18 protein-coding genes (1 of these 18 only partly in view) are annotated in these 17,888 nt (G+C 53.7%); 2 read left to right on the top strand and 16 right to left on the bottom strand.

The features are described from left to right. The 5 genes from NST96_RS03480 to groES all read right to left on the bottom strand — a co-directional run. On the bottom strand, positions 1 to 176 hold the 5' portion of the coding sequence (locus NST96_RS03480; protein WP_003389753.1) for a carbohydrate ABC transporter permease. The gene continues 646 nt to the left of window position 1, outside the view; 176 of the gene's 822 nt are visible here — the first part of the coding sequence; the start codon lies at positions 174 to 176; its stop codon lies beyond the left edge, outside the window. Between the two features lie 10 nt (positions 177 to 186). Then, complete coding sequence (locus tag NST96_RS03475; protein ID WP_003389754.1) at positions 187 to 1,146, bottom strand: sugar ABC transporter permease; 960 nt, start codon at positions 1,144 to 1,146, stop codon at positions 187 to 189. A 102-nt stretch (positions 1,147 to 1,248) separates the two neighbouring features. Further along, positions 1,249 to 2,580, bottom strand: a complete 1,332-nt coding sequence (locus NST96_RS03470) for an extracellular solute-binding protein (RefSeq protein ID WP_003389755.1) — start codon at positions 2,578 to 2,580, stop codon at positions 1,249 to 1,251. A 243-nt stretch (positions 2,581 to 2,823) separates the two neighbouring features. Next, on the bottom strand, positions 2,824 to 4,446 hold the full coding sequence (gene groL / locus NST96_RS03465; RefSeq protein WP_003389756.1) for a chaperonin GroEL: 1,623 nt from the start codon (positions 4,444 to 4,446) through the stop codon (positions 2,824 to 2,826). A 65-nt stretch (positions 4,447 to 4,511) separates the two neighbouring features. Next, complete coding sequence (gene groES / locus NST96_RS03460) at positions 4,512 to 4,796, bottom strand: co-chaperone GroES (RefSeq protein ID WP_003389758.1); 285 nt, start codon at positions 4,794 to 4,796, stop codon at positions 4,512 to 4,514. A gap of 263 nt (positions 4,797 to 5,059) precedes the next feature. Here groES and NST96_RS03455 point away from each other — a divergent pair, with 263 nt between their 5' ends. Beyond that, positions 5,060 to 6,394, top strand: coding sequence for a CAP-associated domain-containing protein (locus NST96_RS03455; protein WP_342405548.1), 1,335 nt, complete (start codon positions 5,060 to 5,062; stop codon positions 6,392 to 6,394). Positions 6,395 to 6,509: 115 nt separating this feature from the next. On the opposite strand, the gene NST96_RS03450 is transcribed toward NST96_RS03455, so the two are convergent. The 6 genes from NST96_RS03450 to NST96_RS03425 all read right to left on the bottom strand — a co-directional run bounded on the left by NST96_RS03450 (position 6,510) and on the right by NST96_RS03425 (position 10,543). Continuing rightward, positions 6,510 to 7,058, bottom strand: coding sequence for a hypothetical protein (locus tag NST96_RS03450; protein ID WP_227278554.1), 549 nt, complete (start codon positions 7,056 to 7,058; stop codon positions 6,510 to 6,512). 84 nt (positions 7,059 to 7,142) lie between these two features. Then, on the bottom strand, positions 7,143 to 7,916 hold the full coding sequence (tatC, locus tag NST96_RS03445; RefSeq protein WP_024985082.1) for a twin-arginine translocase subunit TatC: 774 nt from the start codon (positions 7,914 to 7,916) through the stop codon (positions 7,143 to 7,145). A 21-nt stretch (positions 7,917 to 7,937) separates the two neighbouring features. After that, positions 7,938 to 8,288 carry a twin-arginine translocase TatA/TatE family subunit gene (locus NST96_RS03440; protein WP_003389763.1) on the bottom strand — a complete coding sequence of 117 codons (351 nt, stop codon included), beginning with the start codon at positions 8,286 to 8,288 and terminating at the stop codon, positions 7,938 to 7,940. 42 nt (positions 8,289 to 8,330) lie between these two features. Continuing rightward, positions 8,331 to 9,332, bottom strand: a complete 1,002-nt coding sequence (locus NST96_RS03435; protein WP_227278288.1) for a molybdopterin-binding protein — start codon at positions 9,330 to 9,332, stop codon at positions 8,331 to 8,333. Next, complete coding sequence (locus tag NST96_RS03430) at positions 9,326 to 9,841, bottom strand: MogA/MoaB family molybdenum cofactor biosynthesis protein (RefSeq protein ID WP_003389765.1); 516 nt, start codon at positions 9,839 to 9,841, stop codon at positions 9,326 to 9,328. Before NST96_RS03430 ends, NST96_RS03435 begins: the two co-directional genes overlap by 7 nt. A gap of 105 nt (positions 9,842 to 9,946) precedes the next feature. Beyond that, positions 9,947 to 10,543 (bottom strand): 5-formyltetrahydrofolate cyclo-ligase, encoded by a 597-nt coding sequence (locus tag NST96_RS03425; protein WP_031932566.1) that lies wholly within the window; start codon positions 10,541 to 10,543, stop codon positions 9,947 to 9,949. Positions 10,544 to 10,731: 188 nt separating this feature from the next. On the opposite strand from NST96_RS03425, the gene NST96_RS03420 reads away from it, so the two are divergent. Further along, entirely contained in the window at positions 10,732 to 12,666 is a 1,935-nt protein-coding gene (locus NST96_RS03420) for an ABC-F family ATP-binding cassette domain-containing protein (protein ID WP_003389767.1), read from the top strand. Positions 12,667 to 12,699: 33 nt separating this feature from the next. Here NST96_RS03420 and NST96_RS03415 read toward each other — a convergent pair whose 3' ends face one another. The 5 genes from NST96_RS03415 to tsaE form a co-directional block, all read right to left on the bottom strand. Beyond that, entirely contained in the window at positions 12,700 to 14,964 is a 2,265-nt protein-coding gene (locus NST96_RS03415) for a hypothetical protein (RefSeq protein ID WP_172920590.1), read from the bottom strand. 215 nt (positions 14,965 to 15,179) lie between these two features. Continuing rightward, the gene (gene tsaD, locus NST96_RS03410; RefSeq protein WP_003389770.1) at positions 15,180 to 16,256 is read right to left on the bottom strand and encodes a tRNA (adenosine(37)-N6)-threonylcarbamoyltransferase complex transferase subunit TsaD; all 1,077 of its coding nucleotides are present in this window, start codon (positions 16,254 to 16,256) and stop codon (positions 15,180 to 15,182) included. Further along, positions 16,246 to 16,710, bottom strand: coding sequence for a ribosomal protein S18-alanine N-acetyltransferase (rimI, locus tag NST96_RS03405; protein ID WP_003389771.1), 465 nt, complete (start codon positions 16,708 to 16,710; stop codon positions 16,246 to 16,248). The genes tsaD and rimI overlap by 11 nt, the downstream gene beginning before the upstream one ends. A gap of 2 nt (positions 16,711 to 16,712) precedes the next feature. Beyond that, positions 16,713 to 17,435 (bottom strand): tRNA (adenosine(37)-N6)-threonylcarbamoyltransferase complex dimerization subunit type 1 TsaB, encoded by a 723-nt coding sequence (gene tsaB, locus NST96_RS03400; protein ID WP_003389772.1) that lies wholly within the window; start codon positions 17,433 to 17,435, stop codon positions 16,713 to 16,715. Beyond that, entirely contained in the window at positions 17,435 to 17,887 is a 453-nt protein-coding gene (tsaE, locus tag NST96_RS03395) for a tRNA (adenosine(37)-N6)-threonylcarbamoyltransferase complex ATPase subunit type 1 TsaE (protein WP_081924360.1), read from the bottom strand. The genes tsaB and tsaE overlap by 1 nt, the downstream gene beginning before the upstream one ends. Position 17,888: the final 1 nt, after the last annotated feature.

Raw genomic sequence — 17,888 nt, 5'->3', positions numbered from 1 at the left:
CAGACCATCGTGTAGTTGTCAAACGAAAAAGACGTGGGAAGTGCCAGCGGTGATGTGAGAATCTCCAGGTTCGTCTTGAATGAGGAGCTGATCATCAAGAAGATGGGATACAACGCCAGAAATGAAAAGAACAGCAATACCAGATACTTGGCCACTCGCCCGATCTTTATAGTCATGGATGTCCTCCTACTGTTCGAATTCCTTTCGTTTGAAGAAGAAAAGAAGTACAGCCGTTGCGCTGGAGATCATCAAAAACAGCACAACTGCCAGCGCGGAGCCAAGTCCGATCGACTCTCCGCCCTCTACCGATCCAAAGGCCAGCCGATAAAAATACGTTGCCAGCACATCTGTGGAATAGTACGGCCCCGCCTGAGAGCCTTGCATGGCAAAAATCAGTTCAAATGCCTCGAAGGCGCCGATAAATGTCAAAATGGTCATTACCATCACGGATGGCATCGCCATTGGCAATGTAATCCGAAGCAGCATAGTCAAACCGGATGCCCCATCCATCTTGGCGGCGTCATAGATTTCCGAGGGAATCGCCTGCAAGCCCGCCAAAAAGATTAAGACAGCAAACCCGAGGCCGTACCAGCTGTTCACAAGGATGATCGTATACAAAGCCGTATCCGGGCTGCCCAGCCATGGTTTGGCCAATGCTTCCAACCCGATAAAGGAAAGAAAGGTATTGAGCGCCCCGTATGTAGGGTTCAGAATCAGGCTGAACAAAAACCCGACAACGATAACGGACAAAAGCTTCGGCATAAAAATAACGGCCTTGAAAAATTCCTTTCCGCGAATCTTGCTGTTAATCAGCATCGCCAGGAAAAACGCGACGATCAGTTTGGAAACAACTGTTAGGATAAAGAAAATGACGTTATGTCCAAAACCGCGGTAAAACATCTCTTTAAACGGAGACTCCGTAAACAGGCGGACAAAGTTTTCCAATCCGGCAAACGAGCCCCGCTGCATTCCGTTCCAGGAGTAAAAGCTGTTCCAAAACGCGGAAAAGATCGGGAACACCTGAAACCATACATAGAATATCAAGGCAGGCAGCAGAAACAGATGAACGAGATGCTTTTTCCAGTTCACTCCCCGTTTGACCGACGTTTGTCTCTTTGTTTCCAGTGTTTTTTCCAATTCAGGCACGCTGTTTCAACCTCCTCCTAAGCTGTACTCATCAAAAAGGGTACAGTCAAGCAAGTCGGCCTGACTGTACCGCTGCAATCAACAATCCGTACGCTTTCTGCCTTACTTGGCTGGCTTAAACCATTTATCAGCGGAAGCCTGGGTCTCCTCAGCTACCTGCTCGACTGTCAGTTTGTTGATGTACATCCCTTGCAGAGAGTTCTCAAACAATGTTTTCGTGGTTGGAGTCCCATCGCCGAAGTGGACCAGCATCAGGAACGGCACCATGCTCTTATCACTGAGCTGCGTCATTTTTTGAACGAGCGGATTCTTCGGCTCTACCCCTGGGATCGCGCTGAATCTGTTTAATTCGTCGCTGAACAATTGCCCGAACTCTTTGGAAGCAAGGAACTCCATGAATATTTTTGCTTCTTCCGGGTGTTTGGTCGACTTGAAGATGCCGTACGAGCCGTCCACCCAGTTTACAATCGGAGTATCTCCTCCCTTTTCCTTGGCCAGAGAGGGAATGATGTCAAGCGGCATATCCGGATTTTGCTTTTCGAACGTTTCCAGACGGTAGCTGCCGTTGATATACATCGCAGCCTTGCCGGTGTAGAACAGCGCCTGGACATCCTTGTCGTCGAGCGCGATGAAATCCTGCGGGAAGTACTGCTCCAGTTCCTTCATCTTTTTGATCGAGTCAATGAAAGCCGGGTCTTTGAAATTGACCTCGCCCTTCAGCATTTTCTCGATGTACTCGTTTCCGCCGATTGAGCTGGGCGCAAAAACGCTGTGGGTAATGGACAGCAGATAAGCTGCCTTGCCTGATTGCGCAATCGGGATAATGCCTTTCGCCTTCAAAGCATTGCACACCTGGATAAATTCGTCCCACGTTTGCGGAGCCTCCAAGCCATTCTCCTCAAACAGCTTTTTATTGTAGAAGATGACGGCTGAGTTGATCGACAACGGTACGCCGTAGACTTTGCCATCGCTGCCGCGAGCGGCATCCAGGTACGCCTTCGGAATATCGCTTACCCCTTTCAGATCATCGATGGGCATCAGGTAGCCTGCATCTGCAATAGAGGTAGCTCCCTGGTAAGGACGAAGCTGCAATATGTCCACTCCCGTCCCGGATGTCAGCGTATTGGTCAAAATCGTGTTGTATTCGGTTGACTTGAACGGTTTGAACTTTACCTTGATGTTTGGATGCTTCGCTTCAAACTCGGCGATAATCTTGTTGTACGCTTCTTTGTCTTCTGTACGCCAGCTGTACATCGTCAGCTCAACCTGTTCCCCTTTTGGCGCTTCAGCCGCAGGTTGAGTCTTTCCCCCTTCTCCGCCGGAAGTCGTTGCCGGAGGACTGCCGCTACAGGCAGCCAGGAAAAATACCAGCAAAAGAGAAAACAGCCAAACCCCTACTTTTCTCATCGCGAAAATCTCCTCCACGTTTTCCATTTGTCTGTCCTTCTCGTGCACGCTTGCTCTTGGAGTATTATTTTATAATCTATTATAAAATTAGGAAATATTTTTTCAATATAAATATTTACACTTTTCAAAAAACATTTGAGACGAGGAGACGCTTTCCGAAAAAAAGAAGGACGACAACAAGGATGTGCCACATGGAGAGCACATGCCTTGAACGCACAAAAAAGAGACAGACCCGCAAGTCTGTCTCTTTGCGAAACGGATGGCCGTTTCTTACATCATGCCCATGCCGCCCATGTCAGGCATGCCGGCAGGCGCTTTGTTTTCTTCTGGTTTGTCTGCCACAACTGCTTCGGTAGTGAGCAGCATAGCCGCTACGGATGCAGCATTGGACAGAGCGGAGCGAGTAACTTTCGCAGCGTCTACGATACCTGCTTCGAGCATGTTTACCCACTCTTCAGTAGCAGCGTTGAAGCCGATGCCCACAGGTTCTTTCTTCAGGCGCTCAACGATAACGGAGCCTTCCAGACCAGCGTTGGCAGCGATTTGGCGAACTGGCTCTTCCAGAGCGCGCAGAACGATCTGAACACCAACCGCTTCTTCGCCTTCAGCTACAACTTTTTCTACCGCTTTGATAGCGTTGATCAGGGTAGTACCACCGCCAGGCACGATACCTTCTTCCACAGCAGCGCGAGTGGAGTTGAGGGCGTCCTCGATGCGGAGTTTCTTTTCTTTCAGTTCGGTTTCGGTAGCTGCACCGACCTTGATCACTGCTACACCGCCAGCCAGTTTTGCCAGGCGCTCTTGCAGTTTTTCACGATCGAACTCGGAAGTGGTGTCTTCGATTTGTTGACGGATTTGAGCAACGCGTGCATCGATATCAGCCTTGTTGCCTTCGCCTTCCACGATCGTAGTGTTTTCTTTGGTAACAACAACTTTGCCAGCGCGGCCGAGTTGCTCCAGCTTGGTGGATTTCAGTTCGAGACCCAGCTCTTCTGTGATGACTTCGCCGCCAGTGAGGGTTGCGATGTCGCCCAGCATAGCTTTGCGGCGGTCGCCGAAGCCAGGAGCTTTTACAGCAACAGCTGTGAAGGTACCGCGCAGTTTGTTTACTACGAGAGTAGCCAGCGCTTCGCCTTCTACATCTTCTGCGATGATCAGGAGCGGTTTGCCGCTTTGTACAACTTGCTCCAGAACAGGCAGAATTTCTTGGATGTTGGAGATTTTCTTGTCAGTGATCAGGATGTAAGGGTTGTTCAGAACCGCTTCCATCTTGTCGGTATCAGTGATCATGTAAGGAGAAGCATAACCGCGATCGAACTGCATACCTTCTACTACATCCAGCTCAGTAGTGAAGCCTTTGGACTCTTCAACGGTGATTACGCCGTCTTTGCCCACTTTTTCCATCGCTTCAGCAATCAGGTTGCCGACTTCTTGGTCGTCAGCGGAGATCGCTGCTACTTGTGCGATAGCGGATTTGCTCTCTACCGGCTTCGCGATGGATTTGATTTCTTCAACAGCTGCGCGAACAGCTTTCTCCATACCGCGGCGGATTACCATCGGGTTAGCGCCGGCAGTTACGTTTTTCAGACCTTCGCGAACCATGGCATAAGCCAGAACAGTTGCAGTTGTCGTACCGTCACCAGCGATATCGTTGGTTTTGGTTGCTACTTCTTTAACCAACTGCGCACCCATGTTTTCGTATGCGTCTTCCAGTTCGATTTCCTTTGCGATGGTCACACCGTCGTTGGTGATCAGCGGGGAACCGAATTTTTTCTCCAGAACCACGTTGCGGCCTTTTGGACCGAGGGTTACTTTAACGGCATTTGCCAGTGTTTCAACACCGCGAAGCATCGCGCGGCGAGCATCTTCAGAGAACTTGATTTGTTTTGCCATCAGAACTCAACCTCCTGCGTTATGTGTTTACGGTTCGTACCGGTCTTGCCTTATGTGAAAGAGCCTTAGCCGATGATCGCCAGGATATCGGATTCGCGAAGCACGAGGTATTCTTTGTTATCCACTTTCACTTCGGTGCCGGCGTATTTGGAGAAAATAACCTTGTCGCCTTCTTTTACTTCCAGAGCGATGCGCTCTCCGTTGTCGGAAACGCGACCAGAACCGACTGCGACTACACGACCTTCTTGCGGTTTTTCTTTCGCAGTGTCAGGGAGAACGATACCGCTAGCGGTCGTCTCTTCTTTGGAAATTGGTTCGAGTACTACACGGTCACCCAATGGCTTCAGCACAAAAAACACCCTCCTCAAAAATGTAGGTTCAAGAAGTTTTGCGTTGTTAGCACTCAATCAAAGGGAGTGCTAACACCCAATTCCTATAATAATGAATCGCTATGTACTTTGCAAGTATTTTCCCTCACAAATTTCCAATCTCTTGTTCCAGGCTCGTCACTAGCCAGATATGCCTGGCCCTTCTTCTTTGTTCTATCAATCCGGCTCGTTCATATAAATAGAGAGAACGTAGAATCAGATCCACTCTGAAGGAGGAATACTGCATGCGGAAATGGCTCTGGATCGGCGTGTTCGCTCTCTCTGTGGCAGGAATCGGCCGCCTCTTGTCTCCTGGCTCGCCCTTTATCCTCGCCTCGGTCCAACCGGTGAAGCTCTACTGGGATGGAAAGGAAGTAACCGATGCGGACAAGCCCGGCTACTATCGGGACAAAACCGGATACCGGCCCGCTACGCTGGAATACAAAGGCACCACCTATATCCCTTTGTCGCTTGCCGGCTATCTTGAAGGCAAGCCGGTCCACCTCGATCAAACCAATTCGGCTGCTTTTGTCGGACAAGCTCCGGCCCCAAGGGGAGCTGCTGGCAGCCGGCAGGAGGACAAGCCGCCGCAAAAGCAGCAGGCCGTTCAAACACCTCCGGGTTCTCCGGCTGCAGCGGTGCCAGCATCGGCTGCTGCTTCCGCCCAAACGGCAAACAAGTCCGCAAACAGCCTGTTTGGCATCAAATTGGGCATGCCTGTCGCCCAGGTGACAAAACTGCTCGGCCAACCGGGACGGCAGGAGCCGAGCGGCCTTGGCTATCAATGGTACATCTACAACCAAAATCCGGCTCGCTACCTCCAGGTAGGGATTGCGAACGGAAAAGTGGTCGACCTGTATTCCAATGCCCCGGAAGCAAAGCTCGGCGAGGTGGGAATCGGCACCAGCCTCTCTTCTTTGAGCCAAATGTACAAGCTGCAGCACACTGTCTCTTTCTCTTATCAAAAGGCCAGCGTCCAGATTACCAATCAAAAAAATCAGCGTCCGCTGGTAATTCAGGACGGCACTCCGCGTATCTTTTATCTGGACAACCAGAACAGCGACAAGGTAACGGCCATTCGGCTGATCGATACGCTGATGCTGCTGCGGGGCGGTTTTTACGAAACGCGCTGGACCTATTCCGGGGCAGCCCCCGACTTTGACCCGCCTCCGTTGAGCATCAAGGAGCAGGAACAGGTGGATGCAGCCAGAGAGAGACAAATACTCGACCTGGTGAATGTCATCCGTTACCGCTACAAGCTTTCCCCGCTTCGCTGGAATGAGCAGGCTGCACAGGTAGCCCGAGGCCATAGCGTCGATATGGAAAACCACGACTTTTTCGACCACGTCTCCGCTACGACCGGGATGGACCCGTTTGAACGGCTTCGCAAAGCGGGACTTTCCTACAGCATGGCGGGCGAAAACATAGCGGCTGGCTATCCCGACTCCATCGAAGCCCATGAAAGCTGGATGAACAGTCCCGACCACCGGAAAAACGTCCTGGAAAAGAACTTTACCCAGCTTGGCGTCGGGGTCGTTGCCGACTACTACACCCAAGCGTTTGTCACTCCCAAGCAATAAAACCGGTAAAATGGCTTTTCAACGCCACAAAAACGCCCGACCAGTCCTTGCGACGGCCGGGCGTTTTGCTTCCCCTTCCGCTTCCTTTCTACTTCGCTGCTCCCCTGTACTGGCACTACGGCAGGAGAAGCAGCTTCTTCAACTTGCCGATCTCCCCCGAAAATTCAACAACCAATGTTTCCGCTTCCTTCGTATGCAGGATCATCCAGGGCCGGCGGCTGCTATCCTTTGGCATGACGACGAACATGTTGGCGATCATCGTATCGATTCCCGCCTGTTTATGAAGCAGCTTTTGCGGCGGCGCCAGCGGGATTTTGACAATCATGGCGTGGGACAGAGCAGGCTGAAGGTCCTGCACCCGCCCGCTGACGCTTTTCAGGAGACTTTGCGCTTCGGTTTGAAATTCGCTCGTATTCTCGAGAGTTTTGATGACGCGCTCCTTGTCCGTATCAAACAGCTCTACCTGCTCGGCTGCCAATGGGTCAGCAGCTTCAGTCCCCTTTTGAATCTCGCCGTTTTCCGCTTGATTCAAAGTAATGGCCCTTTTTACAGAGTCATGCAGGAATCCGATCCCTGCGCCTTCGGCAGAAGCATTTGAAGAAGCGCTTGGCATTGCCGTCAAAAAACTAAATAGCGCCACGATCAAAAAGGCAGCTTTCCACATCTTCCGTCACCTCCCAAACTTTCCCGTTTAGTATGTCCAAGCAAAAAAAAATCTCCCGCCCTGGGGGCAAGAGATTTTTCACGTTCAGCGGACAGCCTCATCCGCTTCCATGTTGTATTCGTTGTTCCACTTCTCTTCTTCCGCAAGCTGCTTACGGTACACGATCTTGGAGAGCCAGATGCTCACCTCGTACAAAAGCAGCAGCGGGACTGTGACCAGAATGTCGCTGACAATTTCCGGCGGCGTCAGGGTAATGCCGACAACCGCAAGTCCAAAGTAGGCAAATCTGCGCATTTTGGCCAAACGCATCGGATTCAATAACCGCAGCCGCGTGAGGAAGATGACGATAATCGGCAACTGGAACAAAATCCCAAACGGAATGACCAGGTTAAACAAAAAGCCGAAGTACTCTGCGATCCCGTAGCTAGGCTTGACGTCCATCCCGAGCGACATGCCTGTCACGAACAGCATGATCATCGGAAAGACGACATAGTACCCGAACAAAACCCCGATGATGAACAAGAAGAAAGCGGCAGGGATAAAATACAGCGTCACCCTGCGCTCATTTACTTGCAGGCCCGGGGAAACAAATCTCCAGATGTGAAACAATGCGACCGGCAGTGTCACCACCGCCCCCACCAGAAAGGCAAACTGCATATAGACGCGCAGCGTGTCGGACGGATGCAGGGAGATAAGCGGAACTCCTTCGGTGATCGGTTTCTCTTTCAAGTATTCGATCAGCGGGCCGGCGCAAAAAAATCCGGCGATCAAAGCAACAAAAAATACTGCCAGCACCCAAATGATCCGTGTACGAAGCTCGGTCAGGTGCTCTACTACCGTCATTTCGCGATCTTCCAACATGGCACCCACCTTGTCCGGCTACGCCTTGTGTTGTGCGTTCTCTGCTTGCAGGCGCTCCTGCTCCAGTTTTTCCCGGATTTCTTTTTCCAGGCGCTCACGTTCGAGGCGTTCGCGAATTTCCCGCTCCATTTTCTCGCGGTCAAAGGCATCCTTCTCTGTGACGACAGCTGTTTTTGCTTGCTGCTGCTGATCTTTAGGCTTAGCCTCTTCTTCCTCGTCATCGTCTCTTGTCAGGCCGCGGGTCGCATTCTTGAACTCCTTCAGGGTATGACCGACTGCCCGTCCGAGCTCCGGAAGCTTTTTGGGCCCAAACAAAACCAGCGCCAGCACCAAAATTAAAATAAGACCAGGAATTCCAATCGTACTCATGCACTTCACTCCTTTTTTCCTGTCATTTGACAGTGTAACCAGCTAACACTTGCGCAATCCGCCATATCCCAAACGGGTCATGTCCTGTTCGGCAATTTTTTCTCCGGCCAGGATGCGTGGCAGGAAGACGTCAAATGAAGTAAACGGTTCGTGCATTACCGCTCCCGGCAAACCGAGGATCGGTATGTCTCCTTTATACGCTACCATCAGCATCGAACCGGGAAGCATCGGTGTGCCGTAGCGTACGACTTTTGCACCGGTTCCCGCGATCGCTCCCGGAGTGCGGTCGTCCGGATCCACAGACATGCCGCCTGTCACCAGGATCAGATCGACTCCTTCGTCAAGAAAACGGATAATCTCTTGTTCAATCAGTTCTTTGTCATCGGGAGCAAACCGCTGTTCGACCACGACGGAACCAAACGCTTCTACCTTGGATCGGATGGCAGGACCGAATTTGTCGGAAATTCTGCCCGAGAAGACCTCGCCACCTGTAGTCACCAAGCCGACACGCTTTTTCAGGAACGGCTTCACTTCCACGATCGGGCCGGAAAACTGGCGTGCCAGTTCCTCCAATCGCTCAATTCGCGCTTCTTCCATAATCAGCGGGATGATTCGGGTAGCGGCCACCGTTTGCCCCGGTTGCACCACCTGATCGCCGTAAATGGTGGAAAACGCGATGCCCTCCAGCTCATTCAGCGCGTGAACAGCCTCTTCATGTACTTTGGCCAACCCCAGATGCTTGGCTTTCATCGACACTTTGCCTTCGTAGGGCTCCGTCAAGACAAGCCCTCCTCCCGAAACGGCACGGGCAATCCTCAAGCCGGCTTCTTCTTCGTGGATAAACCCTTCCGGCATTTCAAGGACGTAAATATGCTCTTTGCCGATGGAAAGCAGCGGCTCGATATCCGCTTCTGTGACGACATGTCCTTTTTTAAACAAGCGTCCCTTAAACTCTCCTGGGAGAATCTGCGTCATGTCGTGCGGGAGCATCATGCCGATCGCTTCTCGAACAGGCACTTCCTTCAGCTTCGGTTTTTCTACCAACCCAATCCTCCCCAATCTTCATTGGCTCCTCCGGTTCCCTGCAAGATGTGCAAGGCGTCAGACAGCATGTCCCCGATGGCGTTGAAGCAAATCTCGACGCCCTTTGGATTGCCTGGCAGGTTGATAATCAGCGAATTTCCCCTCGTTCCGGCTACTGCACGGGTCAGCATTGCGCGGCGGGATTGCTGCAAGCCGGCGCGGCGCATTTCCTCGGCCAATCCCGGAACAGGTCTGTCGATGACCCACGCTGTCACCTCGGGAGTGACGTCCCGCGGGCTCAAACCCGTGCCTCCTGTCACAATCAACAAGTCGCATTTCTCACGATCTACGCACTCGATCATGTTTTCCTTCAAATCTTCCATATCATCAGACACAGCACGGTAGACAGATACATCAACCTGCAGCCATTCCTTTACAAGCGTGCGGATAATCGGGATGCGATCGTCTTCGCGCTCTCCCCTTGCAATGGAATCGCTTGCGGATATTACACCTATTTTCCAGTTGGTCACAGCCCATTCCTCCAATAGTTCTTGCTACTGTATTGTACACTGTTTTTTTTCACATGTAGATAGGGCAGGGGCAAATGACGCAATCTCGACACAAAGCAGTCACATTTACGAAAGGTCTGGCTGGCCTGTTTCTCTGATCCCTGACTCCGTCGCAAGAAAATCGAGCGAAATGTCGTGAGGTTCCATCGGCACCGCCTTTTGTACCTGCAGGTCAAACGAACAGCCGATCAACAGCGGCCTGTGCGGGAGGGAGGAAAGAAAGCGGTCGTAATAACCGGCACCGTACCCCATACGCCCACCCCTGCGGTCAAAAGCGACACCGGGAACAAGCACAGCGTCCAGGTCTTCGGCTTTTCCTTCCGCAGCCAGGCCGGGATCGGGTTCGAGTATGCCGTACGTTCCCCGCTTCAGCATATCAGGCCCCGTATAGATGTAGGGAACAATTCGCCGCTCCGCCGGAAGCGTCAGCGGCAGCCATATCTCCTGCCCACGCTCAAGCGCTTTTTCCAGGAACGGGACGATATCCAGTTCTTCGCGAAACGGATAGTACGCCATGACCGTACGGCAGCGGCGCAGTCTGTCAAAGGAAAGCAAATGACGGCACATTTGTTCGGAGCGGGCCTGGCGTTCTTCCGGACTGACAGATGCTCTTTGGGCGAGAATTTCTCTGCGAAGTTCCCTCTTTTGATCGAGAAGCTCCATGTGTTTTTCCCCTCTCTTTTCTCCCGGCCACTCCCATATCGGTCGGGGTTGTCCCTTTCTGGTCTCTAAGCTACACTGATACAGACAGGAGCAGAGCATGCTTGGCCGCTTGCAGAAGCGCCAGGATCAGCAATCTGTGCCACGCAGGCCGACAGATCGTTTACGGTATTGATAAAGAGGTGGAAGCAATGATCTTACTTCAAGCTGAACATATACAAAAAACGTACGGGATTGAGACCATTTTACAGGACATTTCGCTGCAAATTCAAACAGGAGAGCGCGTCGGACTGGTCGGAGTCAATGGGGCCGGAAAATCGACACTAATGAAGATTTTGGCCGGGCAGCTCAGCTATGACAGTGGAACCGTCCGAATTCCGAAGGATGTCACGCTCGGTTACCTGGCGCAAAACGGCGGGCTGGAGTCCGAACGCTCCATTTGGGAGGAAATGCTCTCCGTCTTCACTCATTTTCAAAAGGAAGAGCAGGAGCTTCGCAAGCTGGAGACGCTGATGGGCGATCCGGCCGTTCTGGCTGACGAAAAACGGTACCAGCAGATACTGGAGGATTATTCCCGCCGCTCCGAGGCATTCAAGGAACGCGGGGGGTACGGCTATGAGGCGATGATTCGCGGCGTCCTGCATGGACTCAGATTCGCCGATATGGACTATCAGACGCCGATTTTCACCCTGAGCGGCGGGCAAAAGACCCGGCTTGCCCTGGCGAAGCTGCTTTTGCAGGCTCCTTCGATCCTGCTGCTGGATGAGCCGACTAACTACCTGGATATTGAGACGCTCACCTGGCTGGAGGGCTACCTGCAAAATTACCAGGGCGCCATCCTCGTGGTCTCCCATGACCGATACTTCCTGGACAAGCTCGTCACCGTCGTCTACGAGATCGAGCGCACCCGTGCGACCCGGTACACGGGGAACTACAGTCAGTTTCTCGACCAAAAGGCGGCCCGGCTGGAGCAGGAATTAAAGCGCTACGACAAGCAGCAGGAGGAAATTGCCAAGCTGGAGGACTTCATCGCCCGGAACATCGCTCGGGCGACAACGACCAAGCGGGCCCAAAGCCGTCGAAAAACCTTGGAGAAGATCGACCGGCTGGAGAAACCGATCATGAACAACAAGTCGGTCAACTTTTCCTTCGATGTCGCCAAAATGAGCGGCAACATCGTGATGAAGGCGGCCAATGTCAGCATCGGCTACCCGGACGCCGTGCTGTCCCGACACCTCACCTTTGAGCTGGAACGGGAGGAGCGCGTCGCTCTCGTCGGTCCCAACGGAATCGGAAAATCGACTCTCCTGAAGACGATCGTGGAGCAACTGCCAGCTATTACAGGCAGCATCCAGTTCGGCAGCAATGTCACGATCGGCTACTACGACCAGGAGCATCGGAATCTGAATGACCAAAATACGGTGCTCAATGAAATCTGGAACGACTATCCGCTGATGCTGGAGCGGGATGTCCGTACCCTGCTCGGAAACTTTTTGTTCAGCGGCGACGACGTGCAAAAGCGCATTTCCGATCTGTCGGGCGGCGAAAGAGCACGTGTTTCGTTGGCCAAGCTGATGCTGAAGCAAGCCAATTTTCTGATATTCGACGAGCCGACCAACCACCTTGATATTTTCAGCAAGGAAGTGCTGGAAAACGCCTTGTACGACTACCCGGGAACGATTCTGTTCGTCTCCCATGACCGTTACTTCCTCAATAAAATCGCCACCCGGGTACTGGAGCTCTCCCCGGATGGCGTGACCAGTTATCTCGGCAACTACGATTATTACGTAGAAAAGAAGCAGGAGCTGGCCGAGCTGGCAGCTGAACAGCAAGCGCAAAGCACGAAGAAACAAGCCTCCTCTGCTGCAGACCTGCAGGAGAAATCGAGCTATGAGCGCGACAAGGAGGCCAAGCGCCGCGAGCGTCAAAGACTGCGCCGCCTGGAGGAAATCGAAGCGGCGATACAGGAGCGGGAGGCCGCCATTTTGACCTGGCAGGAGGAGCTGTGTCTCCCGGAAATCTACAGCGACCACGTCCTGGCCAAGGAGCGCAACGACAAGATCGAGCAGGCAAAGGTGGAGCTGGAGCAGTTGTACGATGAGTGGAGCGAGCTTTCAGAGAGTTAGCCTGCTCCCGGCTCCCGTAAAAGCAAGACGTTCTCAAGAGCTGGAATAGCGTTCCTCGACTGGCTCGCACAAAGCGGTGTACAGAGTCGGTACGACCAGGTAGATGATGCATGTGGCTGCGGTAATGATGCCGGAATCATTCAGGAGCAGGCCGGCCAGCGAACCGGCGATCACTCCGGAGAAGCCTTTGACCAGCAACGGATAATCGCTGGCGAAATGGCGCAGATACTTGTCACTGCGCAGCGCCAGCAGCCCCAAAACGAGCAGGGACACGACAAAAACCCGGCTCCACACGGAAATACGAATCAGCCTGAGATTCATCTCCAGCTTGCGTTCCACGATATGCATCACTTCCGTCCAGTCACCGGACAAAAGCTGGCTTGCGACTCTCGTAATATGAGTCGGCGGCTGGCTGGACAAGAGACTGACAGATGCGAGCAACGCAATACCGACCAGCATGCCTCCTGCGAGCAGCAGGAGGCTTTTTTTGCCTGGGCGCCACCCCTGCAGCCGAATGAGCACGACAGCAAAACCGATCAGTCCCGCCAAGAAACCGCCCGCGTCCGCCCCCCACGCCGGAGCGGCCATATAGGCAAGGACGAGCAGAAAGAGAGGCACGATTACCCACAGAGCAGACTTATTCTCCCGGCCTGGCGCTTTTTCGGCTGTTTTCGAATCGCTCCACTGGTACAAGGCGGCTGCAAAAAGGATGGTGCATCCGATCAGCACTCCTTCGTATTCATTCCCCAATCCGTAAAAACGAGCGCCGATTACCGGGTCATACCCCAGATACGAGCGGCGCATCGCCGGGGCGCCGCTCCAGCCATCGATCAACAGCAGGGCGACTGTCAACCCGGCCACGACCGCAAGCGCTGCCGGCAGCGGCCTTCCCTCCATCAGCCAGGCACCCGCCATCGCTGCCAAAATGAGCTCGCCGAGAATGACCGGCGGAGATACCCGCCAACCGGCCAAGCCTTCGAGCAGGAACAGCAGGGGAAACCACAGCATGGAGAGGAGAGCAAGACGCATAGCCCTGCGCCCCCATTGCAGGCTCTCTCCGCTTTTCCCCCTTCCCCAAACCCAGAGAGCGGCCGCTGCCGCCAAAATGACGATCTGCAGCATGACGTAGGTGTAAAGCACAGAACTGCGATTGGCGTAAATATGGTGGATTTGTTCCACCTCATAGGCGAGCTCGCCGATCCCTTTTCCCGTTTCCTTTTTCATGACATGTCCAGCCAGCCCATCCGGCACGGAAACCTGCAGAAAGGCAAGCACTGTCGGGAGAATATCAAGCCCGCTGACCAATCCGGATTGCCTCGTTGTCGCAGAGGTGAGCAGCCCTGCCTCTCCCCCCTTCCAAACAAACACAGGCGGCAGCAGCATTTTGGCTTGTACCGCTTTCTGGTTGGGGACCGGCGAGAGCAGCATCACCATTTGTCCGGGCTTGCGCGACGAAAGCAGCCGGTCAAGAAACCCGCCCAAGTCCTTCAGCACCTGCTCGTACTGTTTGGCAAACCGCTCCGGCGCCATATCGTCGGCTACCTGATACAAGCGCGCCAAATCAGCCAGTTGGATCGAGATCAATCCAGAGGCCGTCTCCCTGTCGATGCTCTGGAGCAAGTAATCGTAGTTCGTTTTAACCCCGTAAGGATAAGAAGGCGCTTGTATCGCCGTTTTGTCCGAAAGATTTCCAAACGGCACCCCACCGCGCTCGTCCATCGCGAACAGAACGGCGTGCCGGGTCCTGATGTCATCGTAGTCTCCGCTCCCGTAGCTGATTACAGACAGATTGTGCCGAGCCAGTGTCTCTCCCAGCAAGCCGATTCGGGAGGTAAACGGCTTGTCTCGATTCTCTGCCTGCAGCCGGTAAATGCCGGGAAAAACGATGCGATAGCGCGCTACAGGCTCCACCTCAGGCGGGCTTACTTCCACCATCCGCTCGCCGGCTGTTTCGTACTTGGAAAGATACTCTTCCGGGTGGTAGGCTGTGCCGCTCCGGTCCGTGTAAAGAGCCTGTCCGCCGCTGCCCATCAACAAATAGGAGTTGGCTGCCGATCTCGCTCCGGGCGAACGGATAGACAGCGCTCCGGCCTCGGCTTTTCTCAGCCAATTATCCACATGTGGATACTTCCTGAGCCGCTCAACATCCTGAAAGGAGAGCCCCTCCACAAACAGCGCTATCACCTGCCGCTTTTGGAGATTCTTCTTTGACTCCACAGCAGCACCTGCGTAATCCTGTCCGAGCTGCGACGACCATAGCAGGACAAATAGTGCGGCGAGCAGCAACCATTTTTTCATCAATCTTCCCCCACTGTTGATAAAATTTTCTGTTTATCCACATATTCCACAGATTCATCCACAGAAAAAACGTGATTTTCCCGGTAAATGCCTCGTGTTATCACCAGTATTCACAGGTGTGGGGAAGACAAACCTCAAAAATTATCCAGAAGCTGTGGATAACGATGAGGAAAAGAAAGACTGCTCCCCCAAGTGAGCAGTCAGGATTATGCGTTTTATGACAAGGGCAGGCCCGGCACACCGTTTAAGTCCAGCCGTGCAAAGCGCCTCTTTTGATACGAAATGTATCCCGCTGCGGCAATCATCGCCGCGTTGTCGGTACATAGGGAGAGCGGCGGGATGACAAGTGGAAGGCCTTCCTCCCCGCATCTTTTCGAGAGTCTTTCCCGCAGCCCGCGATTGGCTGCTACTCCCCCTGCAAGCAATACTTGTCTCGCTCTGTATTCCTTTACCGCACGGATTGTTTTTTCCACAAGCACCTCTGTCACAGAGTCCTGAAAGCTTGCAGCGAGGTCTTGCGGACTGATGCTTTCTCCGCGCTGTGACGCATTGTGCAGCGTGTTGAGTACAGCCGATTTGAGACCGCTGAAGCTGAAATCATAGGAATTCGGCTCCAGCCACGCGCGAGGAAGCGGAATGCTGGGAGTTCCTTCGTGTGCCAAGCGGTCAATGTGCGGACCGCCCGGGTACGGCAGCTGGAGGGCGCGCGCAACCTTGTCGTACGCCTCCCCGGCAGCGTCATCCCGCGTCTCACCTAAAATTTCGTAATGTCCATGCTCTTTCATCCAGACGAGCTCTGTATGCCCCCCGGACACGACCAGAGCGATCAAAGGAAACTCCATCTCCGTGACCAGCCGGTTGGCGTAAATATGGCCGGCAATGTGATGCACCCCGATCAAGGGGATTCCGCGGGCATACGAGATCGCCTTTGCGGCAGCTACCCCTACCAGCAGGGCGCCAACCAGGCCCGGTCCGTAGGTGACGGCGATGGCCTGGATGTCATCCAGCGTTTTCCCCGCCTCCTGCAAGGCTTCCTCAATCGTCAGGGTAATGTTCTCCACGTGCCTGCGCGAGGCTACCTCCGGCACGACACCGCCAAACCGCTTGTGTATATCTGCCTGCGAAGCGATGATGTTGGACAGGACTGTCCGGCCGTCCTGAACGACGGAGGCCGAGGTTTCGTCGCAGCTTGTCTCGATCCCCAAAATGTTTACCGGACGACCAGACTGCTGCTGAGCCAGATACGCCTGCTGCACCCGTTCTTCATAGCGTGATGGTTTTCTATTCTTCATGCAATGTCACCCACATTATGAGAGCATCTTCATCGTTATCGGAATAATAACGCTTCCGACGTCCTTGTTCTGTAAAGCCCAGCTTGGTATACATATTCCGCGCCACGGTGTTGGACGGGCGCACTTCCAGCGTCATGCTTCTCGCTCCGAATACATAGGCGAGCCCCATCATCTGCCGCATCAACCGCTCTCCTACCTTTTGCCCGCGGCAATCGGGATGGACGGCCACGTTTGTAATGTGAGCCTCGTCCAGTACAATCCACATCCCGCAATAAGCGATGACCTGGCCATTCATCACGGCTACGACATAGCGGGCATTTGGGTTGATCGTCAGTTCATTGACAAAGGCATCACGCGGCCAAGGTGTCGGAAACGCCAAACGCTCCAATTCCCAGACCGCGTCTACGTCTTCTAGTGTCATAAAGCGGAATTCTATATCGATCTGCTCAGTCATTGCTATTCCTTCACCCCGCATGCGGGGTTTTGGGCCAGCCACTTGGCTTCGGCCTCTGCCAGCTGCAAGTATTCGGGAACCATTTCGTGCGGATGACCACCCTCTGCGAGCTTGCCCAGAGCAGCAAGACCGATGTGGGCAGCTCGCGGATGATTGTGGGTTGCAGGCGCAAAAAGGGCTTGTTCACCCAACTGCTCCGCGATCGTCTCCCGGTGAATGCGCAAATCCTCTCCCATAAACAGAACGCGCTCATTCCCAGCCTGTTCCTTTAACGAAGCGAGCCAATCGCGAAGCAGCACCAACCGCTCTTCGGCTACTACAGACAGTTCCGCCCAGTCTTTTGTCCGGAAGGCCCCTGTATAGACCTGTCCGCGCCTCGCATCGAAGAGCGGGACGATCAAGCCGGAGAAGCCTCGCGCATTCATAGCGACAGCCTCAAGGCTGGAGACGCCGATCACCGGTATTTGAAGCGACCAGGCCATGCTTTTTGCCGTGGCCACACCGATCCGTACACCCGTATAAGAGCCTGGCCCTTTTGCAACTCCGATGCCAGCCAGCTGTTCCGGCAATGTTCCCGTTTCATCCATCAACTCGGAGATCGCGTCCATCAGGCGGACAGAGTGGTTTTTCTGCTGATTCGTCGTCAATTCAGCCAAGATCCTGTCCTCTTCGACTACGGCCACGCTCAACACGAGATTGGATGTATCCATTGCAAGTACCCGCATCACCAATCAATCTCCTCACACAATTTCACATAGCGATCCCCCCGGGGAATCAGTTGAATCCGCCGGGCATCATCGCCTTCCGACCGCAGGATGACAGTCAGCCGTTCCGGCGGCAGCACGTCCTCGATCAGAGAAGCCCACTCCACCACAGTGACGCCTTCCCCAAAAAAATAATCGTCCAGCCCGAGCGAGTCCACGTCCTCTCCCACCCGGTAGACGTCCATATGATACAGCGGCAAACGCCCTTCATATTCCTTGATAATCGTAAAGGTGGGGCTGTTGACTGTTCCTTTCACCTCAAGGCCGCGAGCCAGTCCCTGGGTGAAGGTCGTCTTGCCCGCCCCCAAATCCCCCTCCAGGGCGAGAAAGTCGCCGGGGAGCAAGCGGACACCCAATTTTTCCGCAAAGCGCAAGGTCTCTTCTACGCCTGACGCATTCCATTCGTACTTCATC

It is taken from the genome of Brevibacillus sp. FSL K6-2834 (assembly GCF_038592925.1).
In the GTDB taxonomy this organism is placed as follows: domain Bacteria; phylum Bacillota; class Bacilli; order Brevibacillales; family Brevibacillaceae; genus Brevibacillus; species Brevibacillus borstelensis.
The sequence above is the reverse complement of the archived record's forward strand: the minus strand, read 5'-3'. Positions and strand labels throughout refer to the sequence as shown.